Below are 26470 nucleotides of genomic sequence, written 5' to 3'. Positions count from 1 at the left end.
GAGGCTTCGTGACATTTTCGTGAAAGGCAACGTTTTTCGTTTGGCTGTTGCCGTCGGGTCAAACAGCTGAGGGGTCTCTGGATCAGGGCGAATCGCTACTGTTTCAGGCTGGTCTTCATGCCCGCGTCAGGAAAGCAGGTCGGAGCCTGGCCGATCGATTCTTGCCAGCGACCGATCGAGCGGCGGGTTTTGAAACCCGGTAGGCCATCTGCCCCGCCCACGTCGTGTCCTTGTTGTTCCAGTGTGCGTTGCATGGACGATATGTCAGACCGGTACAAGTTTCCCACCTTGCCCCAGCGTCCTGTGAAATCGCCAATGCCATATTGAATGCGGTCTCCGACGTGTCCAACGAACAAGGCATACAGATCGCTTTTGTTGTATTCCTTGAGGACATAGAAGTTCGGCGTGACGACAAAGGCAGGGCCGTTCCGCCCTGCAGGCATCATCAAATACCCCTCACCGGCCAGTTCATGTTTTGGAAACGGCTTGCCTGACACACGCGCAATTCCCATTTCGGCCCAGTCCCGAATGGGTCTGCCTTGGTCGGGACCTTCCAGTGCGCAGGAAATTGTGTCAGGAACTATGACCTCGAACCCCCAATCTCGTCCGGTCCTCCAGCTATGCTGCGCCAGATAATTCCCGATAGAAGCAATTGTATCTTCGGCTGAGGTCCAAATGTCAGCTTTCCCGTCCGCGTTCCCGTCGGCCGCATAGGTCAGGAAATTGGAGGGCATGAATTGCGGCTGACCCAAAGCGCCCGCCCAGCTGCTTTTCATTGTGCCCGGCGGTGCATCGCCCGCCTCGGCGATTTGCAGCGCCGCGATCAGCTCTTTGGTAAAATAGTCCGCGCGGGTACTCATGAACCCTTTGGTGCCCAGCACCTGGAAGGTGTTGTGCCGAATGGGAACTTGCCCATAGCCGCTCTCACGACCCCAGATGGCCAGAATGATGCGGGCGGGCACGCCGGTTTCGGTCTCGACGCGCGACAAGGTTGCGGCGTGTCGCCGGGCCATTTGCCGCCCGACTGATGTCGCGCCCTGAACGGAACCCGCGTTGAAGTATCGACCCGGAGAGCCAAATTCGGCCTGTTTTTGCCGTTTTGGGGTTTTGATCGGTTGCCCAGACGGCACCAGATCCGGCAATTTCCAGTTCAGCGTCACACCGTCAAAGGCCTGTTGCATCGTGCGCCTGGAAACACCCTTGGCTCTGGCCTTTGGCCAGATGGTGTCTTGCAGCCAAGACTGGAATTGTCTTTCAACCGCAGCACGATCTTGCGCGGTTGCACTTGTGGACAGGCACCAAAGACCCAGGACGAACATGATCCATCGCATCGCTTAAGGTCTGGCTTGGTCAAAGCCGCAAGTCAACAGCGGTTTTCCCGTGGTTTTGTCTGCGCCAATTCCCACCGTTGATCAGGGTCGGCGGCCGAGCACCGACCTATTTGGGAAAAAGCCTTGAGAAATTTCATTTGTCTGCCGATAGTTGGCGCGAGAGATTGCTTTAGGAGGACAATCAGGCGTGGCCCTATTCCGAATGTCACCAAAGGCGATGCAGGTTGTGATTGTCGCTGCGGCTCTCTCTGCTACGGTGCAAGCTGCCGGCGCAAGTGACAGTTTCATGGACCCACAAGGTCCGATTGCCGCTGTCCAAAAAGTGCACCTTTTCCGCGCAACTGTCCTGATCCTGTTGGCGGTTATCCCGGTTCTTGTTTTGGTGCCGCTGATTGCCTTTCGGTATCGGCGGCGCAAAGAAGGCGGAGCCATATACCGGCCCAAGTGGGATTTCTCCGGTCCGTTGGAGTTCGTTATGTGGGGCGTGCCGGTCCTAATTGTCGTGCTGCTGTCTTTCTATCTGTGGAAGGCGACCCACAGATTGGACCCATATTCGGATCGCTTTGGCGAAATGCCTGCGCTGAACGTTCAGGTCGTCGGCTTGGATTGGAAATGGCTGTTCATCTACCCCGATCTTGGCATCGCCAGCGTCGGAGAGCTTGGCATCCCCGTCAAACAGCAGGTCGCAATGACACTGACGACCGATACTGTGATGCAGTCCTTCATGATCCCTGCTTTGGCAGGCCAGATTTATGCAATGCCCGGTATGACTACGGAATTGCATGTCGTGTCGGATGTGGCTGCAACAATGCAGGGCGAGAACACCCAGTATAACGGGCGCGGGTTCACCAAACAGAAGTTCCAAACCGTTGCCATGTCCGTCGAGGAATTCAACAAATGGGTCGACAAGGTGCGCAGTAACGGCATTGCGCTGAATGACGAGACCTATCGCATTTTGGCCATGCGGACGGACCGGGACGAGGTTCAAGCCGCGTTGGGAACCGAGCAAATGCCAGATAACGCGTTGTATTTCACGCTGGAGGACAGCAACCTGTTTCATTCAATTGTGCATCGGTATCACGGCAACAATGCTCTGACCGCCGACCAGCAGCCGGGGACGGTAGAATTCGGGCAGGAGGCGCAGCAATGACCACCAATGGTTCTGGCTTCTTCGGCCGCCTGAATTGGGACGCGTTTCCGATTACAGGGCTTATTCAGAATCCCAACACGAACGAGATTGTCGCCAACACTGCCGCTGCGATAGTGATTGTCGGTGTCATCGTTGTCGTTGGATCATTAACGTGGTTTCGCCTTTGGGGACCATTGTGGCGCGATTGGCTAACCAGTGCGGATCACAAGAAGATCGGCATCATGTACATCGTCTTTGCAATCGTCATGCTTGCGCGCGGCGTTTTGGAAGGCGTGGTAATGCGGGCGCAGCAGGCGGCCGGTCCGGGCGATGGATTTCTTGAGGCCGAGCATTTCGCCGAACTATTTAGTACCCATGGAACGATCATGATCTTCTTTGTCGCCGTTCCGTTTGTGTTTGGGCTGGCGAATTTCCTGATCCCGCTGATGATAGGTGCGCGCGATGTGGCCTTTCCTGTGATGAACCAGATCAGCCTTGGTCTGACCGTCTCAGCCGGGATGATGCTGATGGTGTCGCTTGTGGTGGGCGAGTTTTCGACCGGCGGTTGGACGGCATATCCGCCATATACCGGTGCGGCGTTCAACCCCGGTGTCGGTCCGGACTACTGGATCTGGGCGATCGTCGTCTCTGGTGTCGGAACAACACTGACGGGCATCAATTTTGCTGTCACGATCTATAAGTTGCGCGCACCTGGCATGAAATTCATGCGGCTACCGATGTATTGCTGGACAATCATCTGTAGCTCGATCCTGATTGTCTTTGCCATGCCGCCTCTGGGCGTTGCCGCCCTGATGCTGGCAGCGGACCGGTATCTGGACTTTCATTTTTTCACCAACGACCTTGGCGGCAACATGATGAACTATGCCAATATGTTCTGGCTGTTTGGTCATCCCGAAGTCTATTTGCTGGTTCTGCCGGCCTACGGTATCTACTCTGAGGTCTTCGCAACATTCTCGGCCAAGCGCCTGTATGGCTACAACTCGCTGGTAATCGCCACCATGTCGATTGCGGTGTTGTCATTCACTGTCTGGCTGCACCATTTCTTCACCATGGGTCAAAGCGCGCTGATCAACGCCGTGTTTGGCATCGCGACAATGCTAATTGCTATCCCGACAGGGGTGAAGGTCTATGACTGGATGGCTACCTTGTTCCGCGGGCGAATCCGGTTTTCGGTGCCAATGCTCTATGGGTTGTCTTTCTTAATGTTGTTTGTCATCGGCGGGCTATCCGGTGTGATCCTCGCAAACCCAACAGTGGACTATCAGGTCCACAACACGCTATTTCTTGTCGCCCACTTCCACAATGTCCTGTTGCCGGGTGTGCTGTTCGGATTGCTTGCCGGATACAATTATTGGTTCCCCAAAGCTTTCGGGTTCCGCCTGAACGAATTCTGGGGCCGCGTCTCGGTTGCGTTGTGGACCGTCGGGTTCATGCTGACATTCCTGCCGCTGTATTTCGTCGGCCTGATGGGAATGCCACGCAGGTCATTCAGTTGGGAGGACCCGAGCTTCCACCCGTACATGATCGTTGCCGTCGTCGGCGCGCTGATCATATTGGCGGCTTTGCTGTCGGTGATCGTGCAACTGTGGGTTAGTATCCGTGATCGGGAAAAGGCACGAGTTCCGGTCGGTGATCCGTGGGATGCGCATACGTTGGAATGGTCGATCCCGGCCCCGCCGCCTTCCTACAATTTTGCCATCATCCCCCATGTGACCGATCGGGACGATTTTGCTGCCGCGAAAGAGCGCGGCAACGCGTACCCGTCGCCTGATGCCTATGAGGATATCTCGGTTCCGCTGAACACTGGCATAGGCTTCAGTCTCTGCGTGCTCAGCGGGGTTTGGATGTTTGCGCTGGTCTGGTGGATCTGGTGGCTGGCGGCGCTGATGACAATCTTTATGCTCGCGACCTTTATCGCATGGACGTTCAAGGCCGAAACAGAGCGGGTCATTCCGGCAGACGACGTGCGTAAGCAGCACGAAGCCTGGTTGGATCTGGTGCACAATTCTACGCCCGTTGACCGTGATCACGAAACTGCCCCGGAAAATCGCGGATTGGCCCGCCCTGATCTGGAGGCCGTGACATGAAACGCGCGCCCACCCACAGCTATCCCGGCCTGAACCTTGGACGGCGGCACGCAAGTGCCGACAAGGCAAGCGAAGTCGTTACCTTCGGGTTCTGGGTCTTTTTGATGAGCGACCTAGTCTATTTCGGGCTGATGTTCGCGATCTACATCACAATGATCGACGCACAGGCAGGCGGACCCGGGCCGCACGAATTGTTCGACCTGAAAAGCATCTTTGCCCAGACGCTGATCCTTTTGACCAGCAGTCTTACTGTGGGTCTGGCGATGCTTGCGCTCAAATACAACCTTCCGCGGTGGCGGATCGTATTCTGGTTCTTTGTGACACTGGTTCTTGGTCTCAGTTTTCTGGTTCTGGAAATGCGCGACTTCATGTCGATGGCCGAAAAGGGGGGTATCCCACAGCGCAGTGGGTTTTTGTCAGCATTCTATGGGCTGGTGCCTTTGCACGGTCTGCACGTCACGGCCGGGTGCATTTGGTTGATCGTGCTGGGTATTCAGCTACGAATTTTTGGCCTTACCGATTTGCTGATGTCTCGCGTGGTACGGCTGGCGCTGTTCTGGCATTTTCTGGACCTGATCTGGATTGGCATCATCACTATCGTTTATTTCGGAGGGCTGACCTATGGATAAGCGCAGCGAAATGCATCGCCGCGAGCGCCGCCGTTATGTGATCGGCTATGGTGGGTCGCTTTTGTTGACCTTTGCAGTTTTCGGAATCGCTTATCGTTACGGCATTGAGACACCGGGCGTTTACCTTGCAATCAGCCTGCTCGGATTGGCTCAGCTGATCGTACAGCTGGTTTATTTCTTGCACATCGACCGACGTCGCAGCAGCCGCGAAGATCTGGACCTTATCCTGTTTTCCACGATGGTGCTGCTGATCATCATTCTTGGAACTGTTTGGATCATGGGTAATCTGGCGGTTCGGATGCACACGTTTCCAATGTGACGTTCGGCCAAGCCAAATGAAGGGGGCTGGTTCATGAAATCTCTTAAGGTCGTTGGCGCGGTGGTCATCTTGGGCGCAATTGCCATCGGGCTGCTGTTGTACTGGCGCCATCAGGAACGATACCCTTCGACCGATGACGCCTATGTGGGGGCGAACATCATCTACGTGGCGCCACAGGTCACCGGTCAGGTTGCCGAAGTGCTTGTGATTGAGAACCAGCCGGTCAAAACCGGGGACTTGCTGTTCACGATCGACGATACGCAATTCAAAGCTTCGGTTGATCAAGCCAAGGCCAACCTCGACAGCGCGGTGCAGCAGGCGCAGTCTTACGGTACGCAGATCGCGGCCGCACAAGCGGTGGTCGACAGCACGCAGTCGGCCTACAATACCGCTCAGAGCAATCTGGAACGTGCTAAGGCGCTGTTTTCAGATGGTGATCTGGCACAGGCGTCACTGGATCAAACCAGTTCGGAGTTTGCGCGCGCCGCGGCGCAGCTTACCACAAGCCAATCCGCCCTGTTGGCCTTGCAAAGCGGTCTGGCGGCCAAACAGGATGATATTCTGTCATCGCAAGCTCAATTGGAAATTGCGCAGGCCAATCAGAATTGGACCAAGATTTTCGCATCGGCAGATGGGTGGATCGCCAACCTGACCCTAAGGCCTGGATCGTCGGTTTCAGCTAACGCGCCGCAGTTTTCCATCGTCGAGTCGTCTGATTGGTGGGTGGACGCCAATTTCAAAGAGACGTCGCTGCCGCGTATTCGTCCGGGTCAGCAGGTCACTGTAAAGGTCGACATGATGCCGGGCGTCACCCTGACGGGCAAAGTTGCGTCAATCGGACGGGCGTCGGGGGATACGTTCTCGCTGTTGCCATCCGAGAACGCCAGCGGGAATTGGGTCAAGGTCACGCGGCGCTTTCCGGTGCGGGTTGAACTTGATCCTACGGATGCCCCATTGCGCGTGGGTGGCAGTAGCAAGGTGACCGTGGATACCACACCGCAGGCCCAAAAATGACATCCCCGGCAGCAGGCCACATCAATCCGGTGATTGTGGTTGCTGTTGTCCTCAGCGCTATTCTTGAGGTGCTCGACAGTACAATCGTCAATGTCGCGCTGCCCCATATTCAGGCGGCATTCGGGGCAACAACCGATCAGGCCACGTGGATACTGACCAGTTATATTGTGTCGGCCGTTGTGGTCATGCCACTGACGGGCTTTGTCGCCCGCCGTGTCGGCCGTCGACGTCTGATCCTGACCGCTGTGACCGGGTTCGCGACGATGTCAGTCATGTGTGGCCTGTCCTGGAGCCTTGAGACCATTGTAGCCTTTCGCCTGGCCCAAGGCATGTTCGGGGCGTTTCTGATCCCGTTGTCCCAATCCATTCTATTCGACGCCTATCCCCGTGAAAAACGTGGGCAGGCGATGGCGGTCTTCGGTTTGGGAGTCGTCGTGGCCCCGGTGTTGGGACCAACAGTGGGGGCGATCCTGACCGAGTATTTCTCTTGGCGGATGGTATTTTTCGTGAACCTGCCGGTAGCCGCGATGGCGTTACTTTTGTTGGCCGGAGAGTTGCCGGATGACGAAACCGAAGAGGTTCGCATCGATTGGAAAGGTCTTGCCCTTCTGGCCATTGGCATAGGCTGCCTGCAATTTGTTCTGGATCAGGGAGAGACCAAGGACTGGTTGTCATCACGGGTCATTCAGGTTGCCCTCATCGCGTCGTTTTTGGGCGCGGTTGGGTTTATCATCCATGTGCTGACCACGGAAAAGCCGGTTGTCGATTTGCGGTTTTTCGCGGATCGCAATTTTGCGCTGTGCAATCTGGTTATCGCCGGATTTGCCATTTCCCTGTTCGGAGGTATCGCGATCCTGCCGACTTTCGTTCAAAACTTGCTGGACTATCCAGTCATCACATCGGGCCATCTGTTTATCCCGCGAGGGGTCGCCGCCGGGCTGTCGATGGTCCTGACCGGCGCTGTTCTGGTTACGCGTTTCGATCCGCGCATCCTGGCGGGGCTCGGTATGCTTTTGACGGCTGTCAGCAATTTCATGATGGGACGGCTCAACATGGATGCAGGTTTTTGGGAGCTTGCCTGGCCAGGAGCAGTAAGCGGTCTGGGAATGGGGCTGGTGTTTGTGCCGATGTCGATATTGGCCTTCGAAAGCATCTCCAAATCGCGGCAGGACGAGGCATCCGGCCTGTTCAATGTGACCCGTCAGCTTGGATCATCAGTCGGAATTTCCTTGGTCGGAACTTGGGTGGTTCGGGGCCTTCAAACAAACACGGCAGTTCTCAGCCAAAACGTGACGCCCTATAACCCCGCCGCCCAAGCCTATCTTGCGCCACTGAACTTGACGCCAGACAGTGCGCAGGGGGCGGCCATTCTGGGGCAGGAGATCGCGCAGCAGGCTGAACTGATTTCATATCTGACCGTCTTCAACAATCTAGGGCTTTTGGCCTTGGCGACCATTCCGCTGCTGTTCTTTTGCAAAGCACCTAAACCTGGAACGCAGGCGTCAGTGCCGGCACATTAACGCATCGCGAACAAGCCTAATGCCAGTGCCGCCCAGCAAAGACCTAGGCTGAGCAATATATTGCCCGCCGCCAGCGCGACGGTCCGTTCGCGTCTGAGTTCCAGCGACTGATAGGCAAAGCTGGAAAACGTCGTGAAGCCGCCGCAAAAACCAAAGACCAGGCGTCTTTGTTCTTCGCCCATCTCTATTGATCCGCCGAGATAGCCGATCCACAAACCCAGCAGCAGGCTACCCAGAACGTTTACAATCAGCGTCGAAAACGGCAGGTCATGAACAATCCGCAGTGCGATCCAGTGGCGCAAAACGGCCCCAAAACCGCCGCCTAATCCGAACATCGCGTGCAGGAACAATTCGCTCATTCAGTCGCCCTCGGTGGATGAAAGCGCCTTCCGATAGCCTCACCCAGAATGGCTGCGGCCAGTCCCACCGCGATTTCCAACGCGGCGGCCGAAGCCGCAACCCAGATGTTGGACAAGGCTAACCGCTCCAATTCGGAAACAAACGAGGAAAAGGTCGACAGGCCACCACAAAAGCCGACAGCTCCAAGATGCAGCACATGGGCATGGACGCGGTTTCGCACCGAATACAGCCACCCCAGTATGAAGCAGGCCACTATATTGATGCCAAAGGTCTGCGTCAGAAATCCGGCATGCGGTATGCTTACCGAGAACAACTCGCGCAGCAGCGACCCAACTGCGCCACCAATGAACACGGCTCCAAACATCAATGCCGTGGTCCGAACATGCGTTCGTTTTTGTGTCACAGCCTGCTGTCCTGCCTGTATCCCGTTTCTTCGGGCATAATGGCTGACGTTGCCCGGATCAACCGTGACCAATGTCCGCGCCATATTTCACATCTTCGCCCGATTACGTGAAGGCGGGCACAATCGCTTGCAATCTAACAGCGATTTGGCCCACGTTTGGCGAACACCTCGCCTGCTGAAGCAGGCTGGAAAGCACGCGATCCTGGGAGAGCACGAATGATTGTACGCAGACTCTATTACTTCATTGCATATGTGTGTCTGCCGTTGACCCTGTTGTGGGGTTTTTTCTGGCCGCCCGCCCATTGGTTGCTGGTGGTGCTTATTCCATATGCCGTAATCGGCCTTTACGACATGCTGACGACCAAGCACAACGTGCTGAACAACTACCCGGTCCTGGGGCATTTCCGGTACATGCTGGAGTTCGTCAGCCCGGAAATCCGGCAGTATTTTGTGGAAACCAACGAAAGCGGCCGCCCTTTCAATAGGATCGTACGATCACTTGTCTACTCGCGGGCCAAAGGACAGGTGGATACGCAGGCGTTTGGTACGCAATACGACGTCCTGTCAGTCGGATATCATCGTGCTAACCACTCGCTTGCGCCCAAGCATGTGGATGAAAGCGAAGAACGGATCATGCTGGGTGGCCCGCAATGCACGCAGCCATACAGTGCGTCGCGGCTGAACGTCTCCGCCATGAGCTTTGGGGCGCTCAGCGCCAATGCGATCCGGGCACTGAACGGCGGCGCCAAGGACGGCGGATTTGCGCATAACACGGGTGAGGGCGGCCTGTCCCCGCACCATCTGGCCGAGGGTGGCGACATCATTTGGCAGATCGGAACAGGCTATTTCGGCTGCCGCACGCCCGAGGGTGGTTTTGACAAGGACCTGTTTGCCGAAAAGGCAAAAAAGGACGTTGTCAAAGCGATTGAAATCAAGCTGTCGCAGGGGGCCAAACCTTCGCATGGCGGGGTGCTGCCTGCCGCAAAAGTGGATCAGGAAATTGCCGAAATTCGCGGCGTGCCGGAACATCAGGACGTGATATCTCCGCCCACTCACTCTGCTTTTGAAGGTCCAACCGGTCTGATGCATTTTGTGCAGCATCTGCGGGAAATGTCTGGCGGCAAACCAATCGGGTTCAAGCTGTGTATTGGTAGACCGTCCGAGTTTATGGCGATTTGCAAGGCGATGCTGGAAACAGGAATCCTGCCGGATTTCATCACAATTGACGGTGCCGAAGGCGGTACCGGTGCTGCCCCGGTCGAATTCACCAACCGGTTGGGCATGCCGCTGAACGAGGCGCTGATTTTCGTAAACAACTGCCTACGTGGCGTCGGTTTGCGTGACAAAATCCGGATCATCTGTTCGGGTAAGGTAGCCACCGGCTACGATATGGTCGAAAAATTCGCGCTGGGGGCAGATATGTGCAACGCGGCGCGCGCAATGATGTTTGCCGTAGGATGCATTCAGGCGCTGCATTGCAATACGAACCGCTGCCCGTCCGGCGTTGCCACTCAGGACCCGATACGGGGCAGGGCGGTCAATGTTCCACAAAAACGCCAGCGCGTGCACCGCTTTCACGATGCGACATTGGAAAGCTTCCGCGAACTTTTGGGCGCTATGGGCAAAGACAAAGTGTCAGACCTTCACCCGATAGATATCCGCCGCCGCACGGCAGACGAGCGGGAACGGTCTTATGCCGAACTCTATACCCTTATCGACGAGGGCGTTTTGTTGACAGACACAATTCCGTCCGACTACGCGACAGATTGGAAACTCGCCTCGGCGGACCACTTTTAATTTTTTTGGCGATATCGCCAAGGATTGACGTTTTCGATCCGTCATACTCAGTGTGATGCGTATGAAAACATCGGATGAGGACTTGGCCAGTGCCGCCGCGGACGGGGACGCTGAAGCGTTTGCGGCCCTGTTGCAGCGCCATTACGACCGGGTCTTTCGTCTGGCTTTTCGTCTGACCGGACGGGCTGATCAGGCCGAGGATCTGACACAGGATATCTGTGCGGCGCTGCCCACCAAAATCGCGGGCTTCCGGGCGCAGGCCAAGTTCACGACCTGGCTCTATCGCGTTGTCGTCAACGCGGCCGAGGACGCCCGGCGTCGCCAGGCAAGTCACAGCCGCGCCGCCGCAGGGTGGGGTGATGTGGAGCAATTGCGACGGGCAGAGGCGACCGAAACGGCCCAAGCAATGGATTGGTTGCAGCGCGCCATGCGGTCTCTGCCACCCGATTTGCAAGACACTCTGGCCCTGACATTAGAGGATGAAATGACACACGCCGAAGCTGCAGCAGTTCTGGGCGTGTCCGAAGGCACCGTGTCCTGGCGCATGTCCGACATTCGCAAACGTCTGCGCGCCCTGCGACAAGAGGAATTGGCACCATGACCGATGATCTTGATGACTTCAAAGCCTTGATGGATGCTGCGACGCCGGCACCAGATGCCGAACGGCGGGCGCAAAACTTAAAACGGGCTCAGAAAAATTTTGCACACAGCCAAGGATCGCATGCTGCGATGCGTCCGACTGTTAAGCGAGGCCCAATGGCCCGCATGACAGAAGGAGCGAAATCCATGTTGAATGCTTTGTCCCATCGCGGCGCCCTAACCGCGACAACCGCAATTGCCGCTGTTGCGCTGATTATGTTCGTGCCGCAATCCCGCGACATCGTTGTGCAGCCCCTATCACGCAGCGAAAGCCCTGCGGCCGCACCCGAAGCAGACTCTGCCGCTTTGGAAGAACCCGTCGTTGAGGCCCCGGTCGTAGTTGAAGAGTATGCCGCGCCCGTGCGATCCAAAGCGGCCGCCCCTCAGCAAGGCGTTTCGGGCTTGGTTGCTGAAAACACCGCGCGACTTGGCGTCACTTCGGGTGATGCCACTCATATGATGGTCGAACCAGAGGTGGGAATACTGCAGGTGCCGGATACCGAGGTTTTTTCAAACGCGGAAAACAACCCGCTGAAAGTCACCAGTGAAGAGCCTGTTTCCACCTTTTCAATTGACGTTGATACGGCCTCATATTCGATCGTCCGGTCCTCTCTTATGCGCGGTCAGCTTCCACCCAAGGACGCCGTCCGTGTCGAAGAGATGGTAAATTATTTTCCTTACTCGTATCCCGCACCAGAAGGGGACGCGCCGTTCCGGCCGACGATCACAGTAACACCGACGCCTTGGAATGAGGGTACACAGCTTGTGCATGTCGGTATCCAAGGGGCATTGCCGCAGATTGAGGACCGACCACCGCTGAATCTGGTCTTTCTGATCGATACGTCGGGATCGATGCATGATGCCAACAAACTACCACTGTTAAAACAATCGTTCCGTTTGATGCTGTCCGAGCTGCGAGATGAGGACGAGGTCTCGATCGTGACTTATGCCGGTAGCGCGGGGCAGGTTCTGGAACCCACCGCGGCCGTGGAACGTGACAAAATCCTCGGCGCGCTCGACCAGTTGGAGGCAGGCGGTTCGACCGCAGGTCAGGCCGGGTTGCAACAGGCATATCAGGTAGCCGAAAGCATGAGCGCCGACGACGAGGTCACGCGCGTTATCCTGGCAACGGATGGCGACTTTAATGTTGGCTTGTCTGATCCTGATGCGCTGAAAGACTTCATAGCAAATAAACGTGACAGCGGTACGTTTCTGAGTGTTTTGGGTTTTGGCCGGGGTAATCTGGACGATGCCACGATGCAGGCACTTGCCCAGAACGGAAACGGACAGGCCGCGTATATCGACACGCTGAGCGAGGCGCAAAAAGTCCTGGTCGACCAGTTGACCGGCGCATTGTTCCCAATCGCAAACGACGTCAAAATCCAGGTTGAGTTCAACCCGTCACAAATAGCCGAATATCGCCTGATCGGATACGAGACGCGCGCGTTGCGTCGGGAAGATTTCACCAATGACAAAGTTGACGCCGGTGATATTGGAGCAGGCCACTCGGTCACGGCGATTTACGAGGTCACGCCTGTTGGTTCAGACGCCATCCTGAACGACCCGTTGCGCTATGGTGCCCAAGCCGTGCGCGATGGTTCGGATGAGATCGGGTTTTTCAAGCTGCGTTACAAAACGCCGGGATCTGACCAGAGTCAGTTGATCGAACAGCCCATTGCGACGACGCAGGGCGAGGCTACAGACGATGTCCGCTTTTCCTATGCCATCGCCGGATTCGGGCAGTTATTGCGCGGTGCAGAATATCTGGGGAACTGGTCCTACGACGACGCGATCGGATTGGCAAACGCTGCGCGTGGCGAAGATCCATTTGGGTACAGGGCCGAAGCTGCCACCCTCATGCGGCTTGCGCAAACGCTGTCACGGTAACAGCGGGCAATGGGGCGCTGCGTTGGGCAGCGCCCGTGTCCCGTCAATACGATCTTTGGTTGTTGGCCGCATGTGTGTTGATCCGGCGCACGCTCCACTCTACGGCATCGCGCATGGTCTTGCCCAAAGCATCGTCAAAGGCTTTCACAAGGTCAGGCGTCGCATCGCTGGCAGAGGCAACAACTTCCCGAAATGAACTGGACGCGATGATCTTGTCTTCGAACTCATCGATGATCTTGATGTTCATACGCACTTCGACGCGGATGGTTTTTGTCCCCTCAACATCGCTGACGACGAACCCCTGAAATTCGCGCAGGTCCGGAACGATGACATAATCGGCGCGCAAGCCCACGGTTGAGCGACCAACAGCGGCCACTTTGCCGCTGTTTTCATAGCTTTCGACCAACAGCGCCTGCACGATAAGCGGTGCACGGTCGACCCATCTGGCGCGCGGTAGGTATTGCACCTGTAATGGGGTTGGCTGAACAGCGATCTGATCGGTATTGACCGCCGCCGTTGCCGTCGGTTCCTGTACAACGATTTGTTTCTGGACGCGCGGTAACGAAGACGAAAAGGTGCTTTTCGGCGTCAAAAGATACAGGTCGTTTGGCTTGGACGCCTGGCTCAGCGTACCCAACCCGGTGCATGCGCCCAGCGACCCCAACGCCAGAACCAAAAGAAACAGCCTGATCATTGGCGAAACTCCGAAGCTTGGGTTCCCAGTAAAAACCGTGCCGGGTCACGTTCGACTTTGTCCACCAGCCGATCCAGGCTGATTACCAGTCGTTGCGACTCTTCTATGAAACGTGTGAATTGCGGCAGGCCGACGCGGAGGAAGTCGGACAATTGCCGTCGATTGTCCTGGACGATACCGTCGATGGTGCCCAGCAACTCGGACGCCGATCGCGATGCGTTGAGGATATCGGCCGAAATTTCGTCCAACTTGCTTGTGACATTAGACACCGTCGAGGCGACCTGATCGGCCGCATTGCGGATATCATCCATGACTGCGCCAACGTCTTTGTTGATGACCTCATTGGCCGAGTCAAAAGCGCGTTCTGCAGAAGCTAATGTGGTGTTTGCTGTATCCATCGCTGCGGTGATCGACCCCAGTGTTTTGTTTGCATTTACAAAGGTCTCGGTCGCGGTCGCCAAGGCAACGCTGCCTTCATCGGACAGGTTGGTCAGACGTTCTGCCAATGTCGAGGCGCGATCGATGAAGGGTTTCACGTCGTCCTGCATCATGCGATCGGCGGTTTCAATTGTGGTCTTGGCGCTGTTCAGTGTTTCTGTCGCCGACTCGGATGCAGTTCTTACGCTTTTGAGTGTGTCTGTTCCTGTCGTCAGGGTGGTTTCGGCTGTGTCGGCCAATTTATCAAGCCGCGTTGTAAAGTTGCCCAGTTGCTTGGCTGCGCCGCCGAGGTCGGTGGACAAGCTTTCGAAATCTGTCAGCGTTTTGTCCAGTCTACCGGATGCAGAAGCCAGATTGTCCAAAATTTCGCTGACGGATTGGCGGTTCTTGTCGTCAACGACCGAGTTCAAGCTTTCAAGCAGAGTAACCGCCTCATCCAGAACTTTCGGGGCGCCTTCGAACAAGGATTGAATTGCGCTGCGTTTGCTTTTGATAACGCCGTTTTCGGGTAAGGGTTTGTCACCGCTCTTGCCACCCGTCAGCTCAACATAACTTACGCCTGTGACACCCAGAGATTGTAGCTGCGCGATTGTATCTTCGGTGACGGGTATGTCGGCATCTACTTCAAGCTTCACACGCACCTTTGACGGATCGTCCTCATCCAGGTTCAACGAGATCACCTGACCAACGGGCAAGCCATTGAAACTTACGCCACCTGCGGAGGAGAGGCCCGATACGTTTTCGAACAATACGTCGTAATATGCGTATTGGCGCGACACCTCGAATTTCGCGAGCCATAGGAAAAACCCGAAGGCACCAAGGATGCCCGCGATTGTGAACGCGCCGATCAGGATATAGTTTGCCCGGGTTTCCATAGCCTTTACCTGTCCTGCCCCTTCTCTTGCGCCGCGCGGGCCCGGGGGCCGGTGAAATACTCTTGAACCCAAGGATGGTCGACTTTGGTCATTTCTTCAATCGGACCTTCAACCAGGACCCGTTTTTCTGCGAGCACTGCGACCCTATCGCAAATGGCATAAAGACTATCGAGGTCATGTGTGACCATAAAGACGGTCAAGCCTAAAGCATGCTGCAATTCACCGATCAACTCGTCATATGCAGCCGCGCCGATTGGGTCGAGGCCGGCGGTTGGCTCGTCCAGAAACACAATCTCGGGGTCCAACGCCAGGGCGCGGGCAAGGGCGGCGCGTTTACGCATCCCACCGGACAATTCAGAGGGTAACTTGCCGCAACTGAGCTGTGGCAATCCGACAAGGCTGATCTTCAGGTTACCAAGCGCGCACATCAAACTTTCGCTCAGCCCTGTATGTTCGCGCAGTGGCGCCATCACGTTCTGCAAAACCGTCAGCGAGGAAAACAATGCCCCATCCTGAAAGGCAACGCCCCAGCGGCGCTCAATCCGGCGGCGTTCCTGTTCTGGGCCATTCAATACGTCGACACCCAGCACCTCAATGCTGCCCGCCGCGGGTCTGTTCAGGCCCACAATCGTGCGCAGCAGAACCGATTTGCCAGTTCCCGATCCGCCGACTATGCCCAGAACTTCACCACGCCACACATCCAGATTTAGGTTCTGATGTACAACTTGCGGACCGAACTGGTTTGTAAGATTGCGAACGCGGATCACAGCCTCGCGCTGAGCGTCGGATTTAGATGTCTGTTCCAGCGTGGTGCCGTCCATCTCAGACCTCCATCACCGAAAAGAAGATCGAGAACAAGGCATCCAGAGCGATCACAAGGAAAATGGATTGCACGACCGAAGCCGTGGTTCGTTGGCCAACGGATTGGGCAGACCCCTTGACTTGCATGGCCTGCCAACAAGCAATAACGCCGATGACCAAAGCAAAGAAGGGGGCCTTGATCATGCCAATGGCGAATTGCCAAATACCTGTGTTTTCCTTCAGGCGCGTGACGAACATGCCGGGGCTGACGCCCAGGTCAATCCAACTCATCAATCCGCCGCCGATCAGGGCGGCAAGGTCGGCGATGAAGCCAAGGATCGGCAGCATGATCAACAGGGCAACAACACGCGGGATCACCAACACCTCGATTGGGTCCAAACCCAACGTGCGCATGGCGTCGATCTCTTCCTGCACCTTCATCGAACCGATTGAGGCGGTAAATGCCGAGCCCGAACGCCCCGCAACGATGATCGCGGTCAGCAAAATGCCGAGCTCACGCAGGACGGAAATCGAGATCAGCTCGACCACGAAAATTTCGGCTCCGAACTGCTTTAGCTGGGTCGCGCCCTGAAACGCCAGTACGACGCCGATCAGGAACCCCATAAGGGCAACGATCGGGATGGCCTTGAGTCCGGTCTCTTCCATTTGCGAGACCAAGGCCGCTTTGCGCAGACGGCGCGGCATCAGAATTGTACGAGCGAGGCGATGCAGCGTCAGACCCAAGAATCCCAAAAGGGAAAGCATGTCTTTTCCAGCTTGCGCTGTGCGTTCCCCGACGCTTGCGACCCAATCAGTGAAGCTGCGGCGTTCTGCCGCCACGCCGGGGTCATCCGGTATGTTTTCCGCCACGGTTTCCAAAAGCGCGGAATGGGCGGGCTTTAACCCTTCATAATGTACGGTCGCGCCACTTGCCTTTGCGCGCCGTGCAACATCGGCAATCAGCCATGCGCCACCGGTATCCAGTGCTCCGACCTTCGAAAGATCGACAGTTAGTTCGTTACTGTCAGCGCGAAACCCTTCAAACGCCTTTTCGATCGTGTCCAGGGATTGAGTCACCAGATTACCCGAAACCCGAAGGTAAACGCCATTGGCGTCACGGTCCGACTGTATCACTGGCTGCGTCATGAGCGTATGTGATGGCAAAGGACATTGACCTGCAACGGGTTTTTGCGAACTGCCTTGTATTTCTTGCCATTCAATTGCGTCGAGGTGACATTGGCAGGCACTAAAACAGCAGTTGTCTGGGGGTTGGCTCTCAACTGGACCTGCTGCGGAAAAGACGTTTCAATTTATTCTTTTGTTTCCAGTGGTAGGGCGTGCAGAGGGAAAGTCCGAAGGCTCGTGACTCAGGTGTTGCCGGGCTCTGCGAACCACGGCAGAGTTCGCTCTGGCGCCACTGACGTGGAATCAGGGAGAGCGAAATGCGGCACGCTAAGAATGTTTTGTTCATTATCATAGATCAGTTGCGCGCCGACTGTCTGAACGGCGCTTTAGCGGCCCATGTCGATCTGCCAAACCTGCGTGCATTCATGGACGAGGCGGTGACGCTTGATCGGCATTTTTCGGTGACCAACCCCTGTGGTCCATCGCGTGTGTCAATCCTGACCGGGCAATATGCGATGAACCACCGGTCCGTTCGCAATGGAACCCCGTTGCGGCATGACACCCCGAACATTGCGACCGAAATGCGCAAGGCCGGCTATCTGCCCATGCTGTTTGGATACACGGATACATCCGCCGACCCTAGGGTTCATGACCACAACGATCCGATCCTCAAATCCTATGAACACCCGATGGCTGGGTTTCATGAGGTCCTCGAAATGCGGTTGGAGGAATCCTATCCTTGGCGCGCACATCTCATGCAAAAGGGTTATGCGTTCGAAGACTACTGGGACGTTCACAAGCCGGTCGCGCCGGATGGGGGTGATCCCCGGTTGAATGACCCGGCGATGTACCGGGCTGAAGACAGTGATACAGCCTTTTTGACGGATGTGTTTCTGAACAGCATGGCGCCTTATGTTGGCAAAAACTGGTTTGCCCATCTGACCTATATTCGACCTCATCCGCCTTTGGTCGCCCCGGCACCCTACAACGATATGTATGACCCAGCGACCTTGCCCCGACCCGAAGGGTTCTCTGATCCGATGGATGAACGGGCGATGCACCCGTTTATTGGCCCGACAATTGACAATACGTCCGCCGGTGACTTTGTTCTGGGCTTTGACGGGGTTGAGCCGACGCTTGAAAACATCCAAGCGCTGCGCGCCGTTTATCTGGGCCTTGCAACCGAGGTTGACCATCACATCGGGCGTGTCGTCCAGTTCCTGAAGGATAGTGGCCAATACGACAACACGATGGTTGTCATCACTGCGGACCACGGAGAGATGTTGGGCGACCGACACAGCTGGGGCAAGATGGCGGTCTTTGACGCCGCCTATAAAACGCCATTGATGATCAGGGTGCCGGACAATCAACCGCAAGCCGGATCGGTGATCTCGGTACCGACGGAATCCATCGACATAACGCCGACGATTTTGGATTGGGTCGGCCAGCCGATCCCGAATTCCATGGACGGCCGGTCGTTGCTGCCGCTGTTGCAAGGGCATAGCACCGACGATTGGCGCACATATTCCTTCAGCGAATTGGATTTTGCCGAACCCGAGCAGCCAACAATCTGGCAGCAGGTTTTGGGGACGGGTAACAGCGACTCGTGCCTTGGCATCCTGAGGGATGAGCGTTTCACGCTGGTCGAGTTCGCCGCAGACCTTCCGCCCATGCTGTTTGATCAGCAGGATGGTGGAGAATTGCGGAACAAAGCAAATGACCCCGAATATATACCGGTCTTGATGCGTCTATCCCGGCAAATGTTGCGCCATCGCATGCAAAATATGGATCATACACTGTCCCTGGATTCCATTACGGCGGATGGTCCCAAGACCAAATCCAGGTATTGAACGCAAAATATGTGCGACCAGTTTTTCCAACTTGTCGCGCTGTTGCCCTCTACACCTGTATCAGTTCCGGTGTTACGCATGTGTCGCGGGGAGGATGGGTTTGGAAATATCCGAGCAACAGATAAAATCTATGACGACAGCTGGTCTGAACCTGATCGGCCAGGCCCTGTCGATCTATGACAGTCAGCTTCGGCTGGTGGTCAGCAATCGCCCGTTTCAGACGATGTTCGATTTGCCGGACCATCTTGTCCAGCCCGGCGCGTTGTTCAGTGACACAATCCGACACCTCGCATCCAGTGGCGAATACGGCGATGTCGATGATGTCGAAGCGTCTGTCGATCTGCGTGTCAATCAAGCTCTGACCTTCGAATCTCACTATATCGAACGTGTTCGGGCCAATGGCCAGGTCATATCGGTCGAAGGGGCCCCCCTGCCCAAAGGCGGATGGGTGGCGGTCTACACAGACATAACCAATACCAAACAGGCTGAGGCGCTGTTGCGCGCCCGTTCCGAGGAGCTGTCTGGTCAATTGCTTGACCGGGCAGAGGAGCTGTCAGCAGCGAACAGAAAATTGGCGGCCACAAACTCGGCTTTAGAGGAAGCCAAACGCCAATTGACCGAGATCGAAGCGCGCACCCGCATGACGACCGAGATGATGCCGGCCCATATTGCACATCTGGATGCCGAAGGCCGTTACGATTACTCCAACCGGCGGCTAAACTCGGTCATGCCAGGTCGCCCGTCCGAGATTTTGGGTATGCATATTTCTCAGGCGTTGGGATCTGCCGCTTTTACACGCGTCCAGACGCATCTGAAAAAGGCCTATGCCGGGGAAACCTCTGTTTTTGAATTTACCGAAGATCAGGATTCCAGGCGCATTCGCGTATCCTTCACACCTGATGGCGAAGGTGGTGTTTACATCATGTCCGTCGACATCACTGAGGAAACGCAGGCGCGCGTCGCGCTGCAACAAACCCGTCGCCGCGCGATGGCCGCACAGATGACAAGTGGGTTGGCACATGATTTCTCGAATTTGTTGACCATTATCTTGGGCATGCAGTCTCGGCTGGAAAAGATGGATTTGCCGGAAGACGCCCGTGAGCTGATCGACGCGACCAAGCAGACAGCGCGCAGAGGCGGACAATTGCTGAACCGGATCGCCGACATGACGGGCAACAGGACACCTCAACCCAAAGCGACGGACATGCGCGGGTTGCTCGAGGATTTGCGCATTCTGGCTTCTCCTTCCTTGCCGCGCGGAGTTGGCCTGTCGGTGGTCAATACGTTGCCGGACAAAGCCCTTATGCTGGATCCCGGGATGGTTCAGGACGCCTTGCTGAACCTGGTTTTAAATGCGCGCGATGCTTGTGGTGAAACTGGTCAGATTACAATCAGCGCCCACACAATCGGTGAGATATGGACGGAAATCGCAGTGTCAGACACGGGCCCCGGGTTTTCGAAAGATGCGTTGGAAAAGGCGTTGAACCCCTTCTTCACAACCAAAGGCGACAAAGGGTCGGGTCTTGGTCTGCCGATGGTCTACGACACGGTCAAGCTGGCCGGCGGAGACCTGAGTTTGCGCAATACTCCGTCAGGTGCATCGGTCATTTTGCGCCTGCCGTATCGAACAGCCCCGCCAGTACAGGAAGGGTTGGTCCTGTTGGTCGAAGACAGCGACGATCTGCGCAGTCAATTCCGCGATATGTTGGTCGACATCGGGTTTGCAGTGATTGAGGCGACGTCTTGTGACGAGGCCATCGCCCTGACAAAAGATGTCAAAGACATTGCTTTGGTGCTGTCTGATATTCGCCTTGAAGGGCAGGAGACGGGTTTGGATCTTTTGGCAAAACTGGAGCCCACCTTGCCCCGTATCCTGATGACATCCTTGCCTTATGCCGATCCGTTGCATCGCGAGGCGCTGAAACGTGCGCCGGTGCTGCGGAAACCCTTCACCCGGGCGCAACTGTCCGCCCTGATCCGTGACGAGGCTGCCTGATGCCCCAACCGCTGGTGACCATTGTCGATGATGAGCCCGAGATACGGCGCATTCTGACCGACGCGCTTGAAGAAGCAGGCTTTCGCACCCAGAGCTTTGCGCGCGCGCGGGAATTCGAAGCGTCGCTCAAACGGGTCACGCCGGACGTATGTCTGGTTGATTTGTCACTGCCGGATACGGACGGGTTGGCACTGGTCCATCGGCTGGCGCTGGAGCAGGGGGCTTCGGTCATCATCATATCCGGTCGTGCTCAGGTTCAGGATCGTGTCACCGGTTTGGAACTGGGGGCGGATGACTATATTACCAAACCGTTCGACCCGGCCGAAGTTGTGGCGCGTATTCGGGCACGGTTGCGGTCCCCCAAGGCGCAGACCACACAGTCTGACGTGGCACGTTTCAACGGTTGGACGGCCTACTTTGATCGCTACATCCTAGAAGACGGATCCGGCGCCGAGACCCCGTTCAGCCATGCAGAGGGAGAAGTTTTAAGGCTGTTTCTGGAAAGTCCCAAACGATTGATCAGCCGCACTCAGATGCAAGATGCCCTGGGTGGTGCTGCCGGCGACAGTTTCGATCGTGCGATGGATGTCAGAATTTCCAGGTTGCGGACCAAACTGGGCGAAGACCCCAAAAACCCTCGCCTGATCAAAACAATTTATGGTGCCGGATATATATTTTTGGGCGATGTTGAATGGTAAGCACGGGTCAAAACGACGCCCTGCCGCGTTAATACTTGAGGCACCAGTCTGTCGTTTGACGCTGCGCTTTATTATTCGCGCAGAGCGCGATCCTTGATCTTGATCACGGGTTGCAAAAGGTAGTCCATAACCGTTTTCTTGCCTGATAAGATATCCACTTCGGCAATCATCCCCGGGATGATCTCAACGGCTACGCCGCTTGCGTCTAGAATAGCGTGACGTGTCTGGATTTCGATGACGAATACCTCTTCATCATTACGTTCCGGCCTTGTCACCGTGTTCGCGCCTATGCGGGTGATTTCACCATCCAGCGCGCCGTAACGTGCAAAGTCATAGGCCGTAATTTTCACCTTAACGGGCTGGCCTGCGTGCAAAAACGCGATATTTTCTGGGCGAACATAGGCCTCGACCAGAAGCCTGTCGTCTAGTGGAACAATCTCGATCAGCTCTTCGCCGCTGCGCGCCAAACCGCCAATTGTTGTCCGGTGAACGCGATTTACGATTCCCCGCACCGGTGATCTGATCTGTGCGCGATCTGCGCGGTCTTGCAAGGCCGGCAAGGACGGCCGAAGTGCTGCGAGTTCGGCTGTCGAGACCGCAAGGTCGGTTAGCGCTGCGCTCCGGAACCTGCTGTGTGCGGCTTGAATACGATCATCGATTTCTTCCAGTCCGGTTTTCAACCTGTTGGTCACTGCAACTGCACGAACCTTGCGACCCTCCCATTCAGCGGAACTGCGGCGCAGCGACAAAAGCGTTGTCGCAGGCTCCATCCGTTTTTCTACCAAGGGGGTCATGATGGCGCGTTCTTCGGCCAGAATCCCAAGCGTCTCTTCGGCTGTTACCTGGTCTACCAGTCTTTCCTCATACTCGCGATGTCGCTGCTCACGCTGCCGCTCCAGAATGGCGATTTCAGCGGCCAGTTCCGCCTGACGGCCCTGATACAAAGCAGTTTCCGAACTTACGACTTCTGGCGCACCTTCAATAAGCTTTTCTGAGAAGGTAAGTTGGGTGCCGTCAATTTCTGCCTGCAATCTTTGGGCACGAGCCATCAATCCAAATGCACGCTGTTGTTCCTGGCTCAACTGGCTGTCTATCTGAGTTGTGTCGAACTCCATCAACAGTGTTCCCTTGTCGACAACCAGCCCTTCCGCAACGTGCAAGGATTGCAATACTCCGGGTTCTGTTGCCTCGATTAGTTGAACGTCTGCCGACGGCACAATCCGTCCGTCCACGCGGGTCACGTCGTCCAGTTCCGTCATATAGGCCCAAAGCCCGGCGGAGACGAGACAGGCAAGGATAACAAGCAACAGGAGAGACCCCCCTAACGGAGATTTCCCCTGCATTTCTCTTGCCAACAAGGCAAGGTCAGGATGCCGCGACATTCAGATGCCTCCCTGTTGCGCGCGCGCGCTGGGTCAGCATGCTTTTTGGACCGTCTGCGCCGACCCGGCCGCGTTCGACCACAATGACCCTGTCGACCAGATCAAGCAGGCTGGTCCGATGTGTGACGATAACCATTGTGGCGTCATTGGTTTCTTGCTTCAGACGCTTGATAACTTCGGCTTCGGTCTTCACGTCCATTGCACTGGTCGGTTCATCCAACAGCAACACTGGTGGGCGTCCAATCAACGCGCGGGCAAGCGCGATGGCTTGACGCTGGCCGCCCGATATTCCTTCGCCTCGTTCTGCCAGTTGTTGGTCATAGCCGTTGGGGCAATGCGCGATAAAATCTCCAACCCCGGCCACCTGGCCCGCTCTGATCAAATCTTGATCCCTTGGCCGGATCGCGCCGCTGGCAATGTTTTCGCGAATTGAGCCGGAAAAAAGCCAAACGTCCTGCAAAACTGAACCGACATTGCGACGTAGGTCGCCAGGGTCAATCTGACGGATATCGACCCCATCCAGCATTACCGAACCGGTCCTCGGCTCGAATAAACCGAGCATCAAACGCGCGATGGTGCTTTTCCCAGATCCGATCGCGCCCAGAATGGCAACTTTTTCACCCGGGTTTATGTCGAAAGAGACACCTGAAAGGGCATCATCGGCTTGTTCGGGATAGGCAAAATGCACATCTTTGAATGAAATGCGGCCTCTAACATGCGGTCGACTGATCCAGTTGCGCCCTTCGGGCCGCTCATTTTCTGCCTGCATTAATGCGTTCAGATTTCGATACGCGCTGCGCGCCTGGTTCACACGTGTGAGAGTCTGGGCAAGCTGCCCCAGTGGCGCCAGCGCGCGTCCAGTCAGCATTACGGACGCGATTAGCGCACCCATACTTGCCTGCCCTTCGGTGATCAGGAATACGCCGAAGAAAACAATCAGGACTTGCGCCGCCTGTTGCGTGAAGCCCGTCAGATTCAATGCGAATTGGGTAACTGTCCGGCTGCGGATTCCGTGCGAGGATTGGCGCTCGATTGCATCTTCCCAGCGCGCCCGCATTTGTCTGCCTGCTGCGGTTGTTTTGATGGTTTCAAGACCGGAAACCGTCTCGACCAGAACGGATTGTTTTGACTGGCCGTCCGCAAAACTTTTTTCGGCCAAACGCGATAACATTGGTTGCACTGCCAGGCCCGCAATCAAAACAATCGGAACGGCGAGGGCAGGTATCAGCGCCAGGGGTCCACCAACGAGGTGAATGACCAAAATAAAAAGGGCAATGAAGGGCAGGTCCACGAGGGCGACCAGAGTTGCCGACGTAAAAAACTCGCGCAGAGTTTCAAATTCGCGGATCGTGCTGGCCATAGCACCGATCGATCCGGTCCGCGATTTCATTTTGATGTTCAAAACCTGTTCAAAAACTCGGCGCCCCATAAACATGTCGGCCTTTTGCCCGGCCCGATCAATAAAGCCGGCGCGCAAGAGTTTGAGGGCGAAATCGAAAGCAAGGGCAAGACCAACCCCTGCGGTTAGTGCGATAAGGGATTCCATCGCCTCATTCGGAAGAACCCTGTCATAGACGACCATGATGAAAACGGATGTGGAAAGGCCCAGAAAATTTGCTACCGCCGCGGCAAGCACCACTTGCGCATAGGACCAGCGGTTTGCCAACATTGCCGACCAAAACCAATGCCCGGATGCGGACTTGTTTCGACCCTGCGTTTCCTCATTGTGGCTGCGCCGAAACAAAAGTGCGTAGCCGGTGTAGCTTTCCCCTAATACTGATTCTTCAACCTCTCCGATGCCTTCACCCATCTCAGGGTCGAAAATCAGAAGAAGACCGCTCTTGGCACGCCCGTGAAACACAACTGCTTTGTCGTCCTCCAACAGAAAAATTGCTGGGACCAGTGTGTCATCGAAATCCGCAAGTTTTCGCGACCCAAATCCCGCCTGCAACCCGGCATGGCGGGCCACTTCAATTGCATCGCGCTGGGTCAAATGGCCTGTTGTGCCGGATTGCGCAGCATGAAATGCCCCGACCGTGAGTGAGCGATCAAGATGCGCGGCGACGTGCAGCAGGCAGGTTTCCAACGGAGAAAGCTCTTGCTTAGGTGTCAGAGGTTTCAACGCGGCCATGAATCGTCACCTGTGTTTGCAATTGAAATACCGAGATAATCCAGGATGTCCCCGGTCAAACTGAGGGCGGCGTAGTTTGTGAGGAAGAAGCTTTGTTCCGCCAAAATCAACCTTTGCTGCGCGTTCACATAATCTCGCTGGGCATCCAGTATCTCGACCAGGCTGCGTCGACCGATGGTGAATTGGGCCCGTGCAGCTTCCACGCTTTCGGCGTTGGCCTGGGCAGCCAAACGGGCAGCTTGCAGGCGAACCGCACCTGCGTCCTGATCTGATCGGATGAACTCTAACTCGCGGCGGATTTCTCGAATTAACGTCTCGCGGGCGAATTCGGCCTCTTTTACCTGAGCTTGGGCAGCAGCTATAGCGGCTTTACGTTGACCGGTGCTGTCCAGTTCATAGTTAACGGACAGGTCGACACCGAAATTGGCGTCATTGCTGTCATCGCGGTCTGCAAAAGCCGCGATCTCTACACCTGGCTGCCGTCGCGCAATGGCTGCGGTTTGCTCGGCCTTTGCGACGACCAAGGCGGCATTCGCGCGTCGTACTTGTGGGCTGTCCAAAACGATTTCCGAATCCGTTCTGGTCAGCTTGGGCGCCGCGATCGGAGCCGTAAGTGCCCCTGGAAGTCGCCCGAATACTTCCTGGTACTGTGCCTCTGCCCTGTCTGTCCGAGCTTCTGCATCGGCAAGCTGCGTACGCGCGTCTGCCATACGCGAGCGCGCAGTCAAAACGTCGGCACTTGACCCCACGCCCTGCGCGCTGCGTTCAGTGATCTGGCGCACGATCTCGGCGTGCACCTCAACGTTCTGGGCCGAGATTTCCAGGATTTTGCGCCGATCAAGGACCACAACATACGCTTCGATCGCGGCAAGGGCCAGCGCCGCTGCGGTTTGCAACTGACCGCCCCGGCTTTCGAGGACGCGAGCCTGAGCCGCAGCCAGTTCGCCCGACGCAGCACCTCCGTCATAGACGAGTTGCGAAACGCGCAGATACGGGGTGAAGTCTGCAATATCCGAATTCACACGCTGTGATCGCGCATTGATGCCCATTGATACGCGAGGAAGGAAAGCACCCTTGGCCGCATTTTCGTTAGCGTCTGCGATTTCCAGTCGTGTCGCGCTTTGCGCGAGGTTTGGGTTGGTTTCGACAGCCGCCCGCACCCGTTGACCAAATTCGCTTTGCGTCAGGCGTGGAATGGGGGGCTGCGCGCCAGTTCCAACAGAACCTACTGACAGTGAAACCTCTACGCCCGTAAGGTCGGGCGGGGGTGCGCAGGCCGCCATTAAAGGAATACACAGGTAGACAAGATACTTTAAGCCAGAGTTGCAGCAGATCAGAGGCATA

22 protein-coding genes are annotated in these 26470 nt (G+C 56.2%); 12 read left to right on the top strand and 10 right to left on the bottom strand.

All coding sequences use genetic code 11. The features are described 5' to 3' along the window. Positions 1-95: 95 nt before the first annotated feature. Complete coding sequence (locus AC2FIS_RS08625) at positions 96-1319, bottom strand: lytic murein transglycosylase (RefSeq protein WP_496772862.1); 1224 nt, start codon at positions 1317-1319, stop codon at positions 96-98. Between the two features lie 199 nt (positions 1320-1518). Here AC2FIS_RS08625 and AC2FIS_RS08620 point away from each other — a divergent pair, with 199 nt between their 5' ends. From AC2FIS_RS08620 to AC2FIS_RS08595, 6 genes are read left to right on the top strand one after another with little or no spacing between them, the layout of a single operon-like run. Then, positions 1519-2481, top strand: a complete 963-nt coding sequence (locus AC2FIS_RS08620) for a cytochrome ubiquinol oxidase subunit II (RefSeq protein WP_496772861.1) — start codon at positions 1519-1521, stop codon at positions 2479-2481. After that, positions 2478-4568: a cbb3-type cytochrome c oxidase subunit I gene (locus AC2FIS_RS08615; RefSeq protein ID WP_496772860.1), complete on the top strand. Its 2091-nt coding sequence runs from the start codon at positions 2478-2480 to the stop codon at positions 4566-4568. Before AC2FIS_RS08620 ends, AC2FIS_RS08615 begins: the two co-directional genes overlap by 4 nt. Continuing rightward, positions 4565-5197, top strand: a complete 633-nt coding sequence (locus AC2FIS_RS08610; RefSeq protein WP_109310972.1) for a cytochrome c oxidase subunit 3 — start codon at positions 4565-4567, stop codon at positions 5195-5197. Before AC2FIS_RS08615 ends, AC2FIS_RS08610 begins: the two co-directional genes overlap by 4 nt. Then, positions 5190-5516, top strand: a complete 327-nt coding sequence (locus tag AC2FIS_RS08605) for a cytochrome o ubiquinol oxidase subunit IV (protein WP_234416583.1) — start codon at positions 5190-5192, stop codon at positions 5514-5516. The genes AC2FIS_RS08610 and AC2FIS_RS08605 overlap by 8 nt, the downstream gene beginning before the upstream one ends. A 33-nt stretch (positions 5517-5549) precedes the next feature. Continuing rightward, entirely contained in the window at positions 5550-6530 is a 981-nt protein-coding gene (locus AC2FIS_RS08600) for an HlyD family secretion protein (RefSeq protein WP_496772858.1), read from the top strand. Further along, positions 6527-8050 (top strand): DHA2 family efflux MFS transporter permease subunit, encoded by a 1524-nt coding sequence (locus AC2FIS_RS08595; protein WP_496772857.1) that lies wholly within the window; start codon positions 6527-6529, stop codon positions 8048-8050. The genes AC2FIS_RS08600 and AC2FIS_RS08595 overlap by 4 nt, the downstream gene beginning before the upstream one ends. On the opposite strand, the gene AC2FIS_RS08590 is transcribed toward AC2FIS_RS08595, so the two are convergent. Further along, positions 8047-8409, bottom strand: coding sequence for a fluoride efflux transporter FluC (locus AC2FIS_RS08590; RefSeq protein ID WP_496772856.1), 363 nt, complete (start codon positions 8407-8409; stop codon positions 8047-8049). The genes AC2FIS_RS08595 and AC2FIS_RS08590 overlap by 4 nt on opposite strands. Beyond that, a complete protein-coding gene (locus AC2FIS_RS08585; RefSeq protein ID WP_496772854.1) occupies positions 8406-8897 on the bottom strand; it encodes a fluoride efflux transporter FluC in 492 nt (163 codons plus the stop codon). Before AC2FIS_RS08585 ends, AC2FIS_RS08590 begins: the two co-directional genes overlap by 4 nt. Positions 8898-9029: 132 nt before the next feature. Between AC2FIS_RS08585 and AC2FIS_RS08580 the strand changes: the two genes are divergently transcribed. The 3 genes from AC2FIS_RS08580 (at position 9030) to AC2FIS_RS08570 (ending at position 13136) form a co-directional block, all read left to right on the top strand. Then, on the top strand, positions 9030-10610 hold the full coding sequence (locus AC2FIS_RS08580) for an FMN-binding glutamate synthase family protein (RefSeq protein ID WP_496772853.1): 1581 nt from the start codon (positions 9030-9032) through the stop codon (positions 10608-10610). 61 nt (positions 10611-10671) lie between these two features. Beyond that, positions 10672-11211 (top strand): RNA polymerase sigma factor, encoded by a 540-nt coding sequence (locus tag AC2FIS_RS08575; RefSeq protein WP_496772919.1) that lies wholly within the window; start codon positions 10672-10674, stop codon positions 11209-11211. Positions 11212-11240: 29 nt separating this feature from the next. Further along, a complete protein-coding gene (locus tag AC2FIS_RS08570; RefSeq protein ID WP_496772918.1) occupies positions 11241-13136 on the top strand; it encodes a vWA domain-containing protein in 1896 nt (631 codons plus the stop codon). A 43-nt stretch (positions 13137-13179) separates the two neighbouring features. Here the strand turns inward: AC2FIS_RS08570 and AC2FIS_RS08565 are convergent, their stop codons facing one another. The 4 genes from AC2FIS_RS08565 to AC2FIS_RS08550 are packed head-to-tail and all read right to left on the bottom strand — an operon-like array spanning position 13180 to position 17090. Further along, positions 13180-13830, bottom strand: coding sequence for an ABC-type transport auxiliary lipoprotein family protein (locus AC2FIS_RS08565; protein WP_496772852.1), 651 nt, complete (start codon positions 13828-13830; stop codon positions 13180-13182). Continuing rightward, positions 13827-15143 (bottom strand): MlaD family protein, encoded by a 1317-nt coding sequence (locus tag AC2FIS_RS08560; RefSeq protein WP_496772851.1) that lies wholly within the window; start codon positions 15141-15143, stop codon positions 13827-13829. Before AC2FIS_RS08560 ends, AC2FIS_RS08565 begins: the two co-directional genes overlap by 4 nt. A gap of 5 nt (positions 15144-15148) precedes the next feature. Continuing rightward, positions 15149-15964: an ABC transporter ATP-binding protein gene (locus AC2FIS_RS08555; protein ID WP_496756085.1), complete on the bottom strand. Its 816-nt coding sequence runs from the start codon at positions 15962-15964 to the stop codon at positions 15149-15151. 1 nt (position 15965) lies between these two features. Continuing rightward, the gene (locus AC2FIS_RS08550; RefSeq protein WP_496772850.1) at positions 15966-17090 is read right to left on the bottom strand and encodes an MlaE family lipid ABC transporter permease subunit; all 1125 of its coding nucleotides are present in this window, start codon (positions 17088-17090) and stop codon (positions 15966-15968) included. Between the two features lie 296 nt (positions 17091-17386). Here AC2FIS_RS08550 and AC2FIS_RS08545 point away from each other — a divergent pair, with 296 nt between their 5' ends. From AC2FIS_RS08545 to AC2FIS_RS08535, 3 genes are all read left to right on the top strand, one after another. Next, entirely contained in the window at positions 17387-18919 is a 1533-nt protein-coding gene (locus AC2FIS_RS08545) for a sulfatase-like hydrolase/transferase (RefSeq protein ID WP_496772849.1), read from the top strand. Between the two features lie 130 nt (positions 18920-19049). Continuing rightward, positions 19050-20915 carry a PAS-domain containing protein gene (locus tag AC2FIS_RS08540; protein ID WP_496772848.1) on the top strand — a complete coding sequence of 622 codons (1866 nt, stop codon included), beginning with the start codon at positions 19050-19052 and terminating at the stop codon, positions 20913-20915. After that, the gene (locus AC2FIS_RS08535; RefSeq protein WP_496772847.1) at positions 20915-21613 is read left to right on the top strand and encodes a response regulator transcription factor; all 699 of its coding nucleotides are present in this window, start codon (positions 20915-20917) and stop codon (positions 21611-21613) included. Before AC2FIS_RS08540 ends, AC2FIS_RS08535 begins: the two co-directional genes overlap by 1 nt. A 71-nt stretch (positions 21614-21684) precedes the next feature. Here AC2FIS_RS08535 and AC2FIS_RS08530 read toward each other — a convergent pair whose 3' ends face one another. The 3 genes from AC2FIS_RS08530 to AC2FIS_RS08520 are packed head-to-tail and all read right to left on the bottom strand — an operon-like array spanning position 21685 to position 26469. Continuing rightward, positions 21685-22956 (bottom strand): HlyD family type I secretion periplasmic adaptor subunit, encoded by a 1272-nt coding sequence (locus tag AC2FIS_RS08530; protein WP_496772917.1) that lies wholly within the window; start codon positions 22954-22956, stop codon positions 21685-21687. A gap of 22 nt (positions 22957-22978) precedes the next feature. Beyond that, entirely contained in the window at positions 22979-25126 is a 2148-nt protein-coding gene (locus AC2FIS_RS08525; RefSeq protein WP_496772846.1) for a type I secretion system permease/ATPase, read from the bottom strand. After that, positions 25114-26469 (bottom strand): TolC family protein, encoded by a 1356-nt coding sequence (locus AC2FIS_RS08520; protein ID WP_496772845.1) that lies wholly within the window; start codon positions 26467-26469, stop codon positions 25114-25116. The genes AC2FIS_RS08525 and AC2FIS_RS08520 overlap by 13 nt, the downstream gene beginning before the upstream one ends. Position 26470 lies beyond the last annotated feature (1 nt).

This window comes from Ruegeria sp. CDSB113, from assembly GCF_059611045.1.
The sequence above is the reverse complement of the archived record's forward strand: the minus strand, read 5'-3'. Positions and strand labels throughout refer to the sequence as shown.